We start from the raw sequence: 6852 nt of genomic DNA, 5'->3' as shown, positions 1-6852 counted from the left end.
AGTATTACCGCTTTTAGATTTTAGTCACTTCGCGTGCTCTCTTAATAATTATTTTACTCTCCAGTCTCTGAATAATTAATAATTAATAATGGCTTTGTTCCATGAAAGTATATAGCTGTCGCACTTGCTTGTGCATATACTTCATAAGGCGCGGAAACTACTCTAACTATTGGACAATAGATGAAGAGAACATCAATATGAGACAGAAAAAGGCTGAAACCTTTACAGGTGAAAGTTTTGAGATTTAATCACCCCACCCTAACTATTGGACAATAGATGAAGAGAAAATCAATAATTGTGAAAGAGAGCGATATAGCTGCCGCACTTGCTCCGCGTAAATTGTGCGAACGAAAGCGGAATGGATGTTCTATAGCAATCCTCCGATCGGTTGTGGTATTTTGGTAGTAGTTAGGAGTCAGGAGTTAGGAGTCATAATTTTCAAGGTTTTCAGCTCTTTTTAACTATTTAGGATTGCTATATCGGTACTTTTCTGCAACAAAGCTATTAATAATTAATAATTACAGGACTTATATCATGTCCGGTAGCATCGGTATTGTATAGAACCCCTGAAGGTATTTATTTTTTTATACATGATGGGGGTGGGAAGTGTGGGAAGTGTGGGGAGGGTAGGGAGATGGAGGCATTTTTCTACCTTTTTCCCCTCTGAGTATTTCTTAATCTCCTGACTTCTGAGTCCTGAGTCCTGACTCCTGAGCCAAAAACTCGCAACTTTGCCAAGATACGCTTAGGGCTTCTATAGGGAAGGTAAGGAAGAAGGCTCATATTATCTAGGAGAGAAGGAAGAAAGCTTTAGTTATCTAGGAAAAAAGCTTTAAGAGAAGAAAAAACCTTAAATATGATAGATATTTCCCCAGCTTTTACACGCTCCTATACCAACGGACATGATATTACGCATGGGAACCCAGAAACCCGGTTTCTCCTAGAAGTCTATTGTTCAAAACAATCATTTACCCTAGAAACCGGGTTTCGCGTGCGTAAGTCCTCAATTAATCATTAATCTATTTTTGATTAGATTCAACTTCTTCAGACAACAGCACCTTCGCCCGAACATACCGTAAACCACTTACTCCCTGTAAAGGCTCAATCAAACCAGTCTCCAATTTATCCTCCACCCAACCTTCACGAACCAAATAACGAAAATACTGTTCATATTCCTCCCACTCCTCATCTGTAGAATAAACAACCGTCAACATCCCAGGTTGAGTAATGCGCTCTTTTGTGTCCTTGTCTACGCCCTTGTCAATACGCTTTTTAACAATTTCATAACGAATATCGTGACTACCTTTAACATCAAATAATCTTTCCGTACTTTCATTATGATAAATATCAATGGTAGAATTCTGGACTAATATCAGATGCACAACTCCTAATATAGGCTCCTCAGATTCAGCCTTTAAACGTATAGCAGTTCTGGCACAATCACAAATTGCCCGTAATTGATCGTAACGTAAACTGCTAAGATGAAATTGATTAAATTCAGAGTTAATAGACTTACCCACATACATCATGTGATCTATGCCATCAGTAGCCTCAAAATCACAATGGTGAGGGATAATTTGCTGCATCTGTCTTTGCCACTTTTCCCAAGTATTTTGGAGATGGTAGTTAATTTTGTGCAACATCTGGTCATAGCGTTCTCGTTCTTGATATACGCTATGATGGTTATTATCACAAGCAGCACGGTACGCTTCAACAGCAGCTTTAATAGTATCTCCACATTTTACAAAATAGTCAAAGTATACCTCTACACGGCAACGCAGGTATTCTAAAGCTGTGATTTCAGTATCCACTGAAACTCTTTCTTCTAGGGACTTAATATATTCCAACATATCTTGTCGTAGTTGGTTACACAAAGCACTATCTTGCTTTTGGCAAACAGCTTCTACAATAGCTAAACCTAAGCGAAATTGAGCAAGAATATCACTTTGAATTGCACGGTTACGTTCTGTAGAAGAGCCACGAATATCACAGATACCATACAGGGGATAGACATCCTCAAAAACAATTGTTTCTGGAGGTAGTCCCCAACGTCGTCGTTCAGCTTCTTGCAAAAATCGCCATTCGACTGCAGGATGAATATTACGAATATTAGTAAACCGTTGTTGAATTGTTTGACGAACCGCAGCGATAAAAGCTGGAATCAAGTCTTCGGCATTTTTGTAATCAGAGAAATTAAAGTTCCTCGGATGATTGCTCATTAATCCTACTATTCCCAATATTTCTGCTAGACCTACCTCTTCTTGTGGAGCAGCAGGTTTAATCACTATGGGAATTATAAGTAAGGAGCGAAATCCTTTTTGAGATAAATTTTGTTCATACTCAGTTGGACAATTTGATTCAAGTTCGGGAATATTTTGAATTTGATTTTTTGTTGCAGTTTTGAGGATTGGAGAATTCTCTAAGCTCAGTGTAGAATATACCTTGGGATATGGTGCTCTTGTTAAAAACTCACTGCCAATAAATAACTTGAATTGTTTTTCTCCTTCATTTCGCAGTAACATCATATCATCTGCTCGGAATAGCGATCGCATTAATTTTTCTATTGGCTGAAATTTCTCTTTCTCCACTAATGATTCTGGTTCAACTAAAAGTTGGATTAGTTTTCGTTTTTTTTCTTTAACAGTGACATCTAACCCTTCGAGTAAAAGTAAGCCTTCTATTTGGTAATTTTCCAATTTTAAATTTTGGGCTAACATTTCTATATTTTCTGGTTGTATCAACCAAGCTGCTTGTTCAGAATTTGACATTGACTGGAGATTAAAATCTACAAATTCATCTATTTTTTTGTCAACTCTCGTAACTTTTAGCTGGTCAGAACAAAACCAGAATTCTATATGGCAGACTTCTGAATTTTTTGTGGAATTAACTGTTGATATAACTGAATAATTTTGAAATTGTAGATTTGCTGTGTCTATCTGATAAAGTTGTTTTAGTACCCAGTGCAAAATTTGTAGGCGGTAAAGTTTTTCTAGCCTCGTGTTATCCCAATCACTGAATAACTCGTTAAGCTTAATTTTTGGTTGTGCTTCTACTTCATCAATGCGATCTATACCCATGAGTTGGCAAAAGGGATAACTAGCATATTGGAAGCTCAAACTACCTGGTTCTATAATTGCTGTTAATCTTCTGCTGTGCAATGGTAAATTTTCCAGTCGCTCTGTTATTTGCCTCCAAATTTTTAGTTGCTCAATTTGATTATGATGCTTCGGTAGTTGTAATGCTAAAGCTTGCAATAGTTGTTCTATCTGTAGATAGTCAGTATTTTGATTATTTTCAGTTAGAGAAGTTTGCTCCGGTAAAGCTTTTGTCTCATATTTATAATGTTTATCTGTGCTTTTTTGTTTAGAACTCTGCATACCTTTTGCACCTGATATTTGTTTGAATATGTATTTTTTTATTTTAGTAGACCAACACATCTAAAAATGTTGCAATAGTAGGGTGGGTTATCCTTGAAATTAATAATATCAACATTCTGTAGGAACGGGTTCAGTATTCAATTAATGCATTAATAACATTTATTTAATGAGATAAACCAGCGCCATCACGTCATCGCCCCATCGCCCCATTGTCCTATTACCCCATCGCCCTATTGCCCCATCCTATCATCTCCCCCTATAATAATCTAATGCTTTAATTAAATTAGCTTTGTTAGTCCAATCATTGAGCTATACTACTTTCAGAGAGTTGTAGAGTTTTTGATTACTGGCCATAAATTAAAATAAATATTCTTTGGACAAATAAAATCATGTCCGGTTGAATAGTTATAAATAATGAGTCAAAAGTCAGTAGTCAAAACTCAAGAATCAAAAGTCAGGAGTCAGAAGGTTGATCGACTATTCTTGATTTACTAATAAACATTGACATAAGTTTATATATATTGATCTAGTTATACTGGTATAGTTGCATAGATTATGCTAAAGTTTGACAAACAGAGCAGTTTGTGGTGTAAAACCAGGCCACTATGTAACCGCTATCCTGATAAGTTACCGAAGCGCATGGTCAAGTAATTGAAACTTCTGCGAACGCCGATAACTAAGGCGACGTAAGTGTTTAAAGGCGTCTACAAGTTTTCTTGTAGACATTGGGAGATACCCCCTCAGCAGGTTAATCTTGCTGTGCATTGTTAACAATTGTTCGCACTCATAGTATCGGGTATAAAAACAAGAAAATATACAAAAAATAATGCCACTAAAATTGAATAGTGGCATCATACAATAAATTATAGAATTTCTCCTGAAAATTACCACAGCCCTCTGACAGGTGGTGGTGCAGGAGGTCGTGTGATAGGAGGTGGTGGTTGAAGCGGTGGGAACTCTATGACTGGAGGACCCTGGAAATTATATTGTGGTAATCGAACTTCTACCCGTTCATAATTATAATCTGGGATAACTTTAAAGAAATCAATACAACCACAAGGCTTTTCCGGATCGTCATCTTCTTTACCCACAATAGCATAGACCCGCATTCCAGGTACTAGACCCGCTATTTCCATAGTATGCTTAGGGGAAAAATATAGAGTTCGTAGTTGACCACGTTCCTCTTCAGGAATTGTTACATAGGTTGGTTCACCATCATTAGCTCCAATTCCAGGAATGCCTAGTTCGTCTTCTTCATCTATGAGAATTGTGACTACATTACCAATAATACCCTTAACATAGCCTACAACCTCAATCTGATTTGCTGACCCAGAACGAGTTCTTTCCCGTTGGGCAACTTTTTCATTTTCAGGAGCAGCGATCGCCGGATAAATTGCTCCGAATGTAATAAACATTGACAAGCAACCACTTGTCAAAATAGTATGTCTTAAAAGACCCATGACTACCTCACAACACCAAATTTTGTCCTGGCCATAAACTGTTTTTCTCAATCTGAGTTGAAAAAGCAGGTCTAGCTGGACAGTGGTTAGTTTATTGGCTCTTTGATCAAACCTTGCCTTAAAGGGCGGGATTTTAATTAAAAGCCTCAGCCAAGAATTTACCACCAAGACCTATTTTTGGCAAGGTATTTCAGTTATCAGTTATCAGTTATCAGTTATCAGTCAGTAAAATTTATAGTCCAGTAGGGTGCGTTAGACGGCTAAAAGACGAGACTATGAAAAGGATTTAACAATCCGTCGTAACGCACCATTTTAGATATGTCAATCAACTAGGGGCGCTTTAGCGCAACTACAAACAAATAATTTTTTATAACTAATTATCTGAAAATCATATAACTATTGATTAGTTGTTTCTTCTGCCTTAACTTTTTTTTCTCCTGACATATATTCTTTTTCAATGTTAATAGCTTCTATCCCCTCTTCAACCATTAACTTAAACATTGAGCCTAATTGTACCCAAATCAATAAAGCTGTTGGAAAGACTACTATTGCACCTATAACAATAGATAACCATTCCACAATATTAAAAGTAGAAAGACTAGATGCGACACATAAAAATACAAATAAAGTCGTGCCTAAATAAGCAGTTATTATGTTAGGTGTTTGATAATCTATTTTTGCTTGAGAGTTTTTGCTTCTAGACCAAGACCAGATAGTTAGTTTATACTCCAACATATCTTTAAAAATGACTCCCAAGAGAATAGAGAAAAGTAATGTCAATTCAATTACTGTATAAACAGGAAAATTAAAAAAAGTGTTAGTATACATTTTTTTCGATCCACAAATATTAACAATTGTGAATCATATCATATTTTTTGAGTTGCGATGGGACAATGCTATAGATGAAGTCAGAAATCAGAAGTTAAATTCGCAGCACGCACTAAATTTTTGTGTTTAGCAAGAATGTCCGCGCTAGTAATGGTAACTGCTATTAATTCGGCGTTGTTAAATAAAAGTATGATTTTAGAGGAGTCAGGAGGTATAAACATAACGCCGACAGAGACAAAGGTTTCTGTGGGCAAATTCTTCTACTTGTTAGAGTGAAGGAAAAAATTTTCCTTCACCTCTCCTTTTTTGATTTTGCAGACTTTTTAGGCTTTTGCCTTTCTAGTATTTCTTCTTCCACCTAGCATTAAACTGCTAAGTGTGATCAAACCAATAGTTAGGGCTGGTTCGGGGGTTTGGACGTTGGTCGAGGTGACGTCTTCAGCGCTGCCTACCTTATTCAATTTCGTCAACTGCGAGATGTAATCAGTGTCTATAGGAAACAATTCAGAATTCACTACTTTTTGGTCGTCCAAATAGCTGAACTCAAATACTGAGACATCATCTTCTATTATTCTTAATTCTTTTATTATACCTGCACCTGCAATCTGACTCCAATTTGGTCCAAGTCCACATGAGAAACAGTCGAATTCAAATTCCAGTGTAGATTGTGGTGCAAAAGATTGCAATTGTCCGCCTGAAGAATCAGATATGGTGGCATTCCAGTCTGTTAACTCATTGTTCTGAACCGACATATCCCCGAAGGAGCTCTTTTCTGCTTCCCAGTTAAATACGATTTGGTAGCTATTTGTAAGGTTGATGGTAGAGGCAAATTTAACTGCAGTAGCTGGATATTGGAGTAGGGAAAAGGTAGCTCCAACAATAGTAGCTTGCAGGAATGTCCTGAAGTTTGAAGTATTCATTTTTAAATGGTATTTTCTTATGATTTGAAAAAAATGTATCCAATAAAGGAAAGGGAAATGATTGCACTCGAACCTGAATGCAATGATTTAATCCTAACATACTTCCCTCCCTGCAGCGTCAAGAAGATTTGATGAAGTCAAATCTTCATACTATTAACAATCATAATGACATTGATGACAATCATTTATGAACAAGCGCGAAGTAGAACAAATGGTGTAGGGGTTGGTTCCGCGTAGGGTGTTAATGGGAATTCGATAATGAAATGA

The 6852-nt window shown here is 36.8% G+C and carries 4 protein-coding genes; all 4 read right to left on the bottom strand.

The genetic code is table 11. The features are described from left to right. Nucleotides 1-1019: 1019 nt before the first annotated feature. A complete protein-coding gene (locus AFK68_RS16930; RefSeq protein ID WP_094673795.1) occupies nt 1020-3377 on the bottom strand; it encodes a histidine kinase in 2358 nt (785 codons plus the stop codon). Nucleotides 3378-4261: 884 nt separating this feature from the next. Continuing rightward, a complete protein-coding gene (locus AFK68_RS16925; RefSeq protein ID WP_143437959.1) occupies nt 4262-4792 on the bottom strand; it encodes a hypothetical protein in 531 nt (176 codons plus the stop codon). Between the two features lie 441 nt (nt 4793-5233). Beyond that, nucleotides 5234-5665, bottom strand: a complete 432-nt coding sequence (locus AFK68_RS16920) for a hypothetical protein (RefSeq protein WP_094673793.1) — start codon at nt 5663-5665, stop codon at nt 5234-5236. Between the two features lie 323 nt (nt 5666-5988). Further along, the gene (locus AFK68_RS16915; protein WP_094673792.1) at nt 5989-6585 is read right to left on the bottom strand and encodes a hypothetical protein; all 597 of its coding nucleotides are present in this window, start codon (nt 6583-6585) and stop codon (nt 5989-5991) included. Between the last annotated feature and the right edge of the window lie 267 nt (nt 6586-6852).

It is taken from the genome of Hydrocoleum sp. CS-953, from assembly GCF_002260545.1.
Taxonomy (GTDB): domain Bacteria; phylum Cyanobacteriota; class Cyanobacteriia; order Cyanobacteriales; family Microcoleaceae; genus Trichodesmium.
The sequence above is the reverse complement of the archived record's forward strand: the minus strand, read 5'-3'. Positions and strand labels throughout refer to the sequence as shown.

Bases quoted from the DNA above. Each gene is read 5' to 3' on its own strand.
- AFK68_RS16930 (WP_094673795.1), bottom strand. From the start codon at position 3,377: ATGCAGAGTTCTAAACAAAAAAGCACAGATAAACATTATAAATATGAG.
- AFK68_RS16925 (WP_143437959.1), bottom strand. From the start codon at position 4,792: ATGTTTATTACATTCGGAGCAATTTATCCGGCGATCGCTGCTCCTGAA.
- AFK68_RS16920 (WP_094673793.1), bottom strand. From the start codon at position 5,665: ATGTATACTAACACTTTTTTTAATTTTCCTGTTTATACAGTAATTGAA.
- AFK68_RS16915 (WP_094673792.1), bottom strand. From the start codon at position 6,585: ATGAATACTTCAAACTTCAGGACATTCCTGCAAGCTACTATTGTTGGA.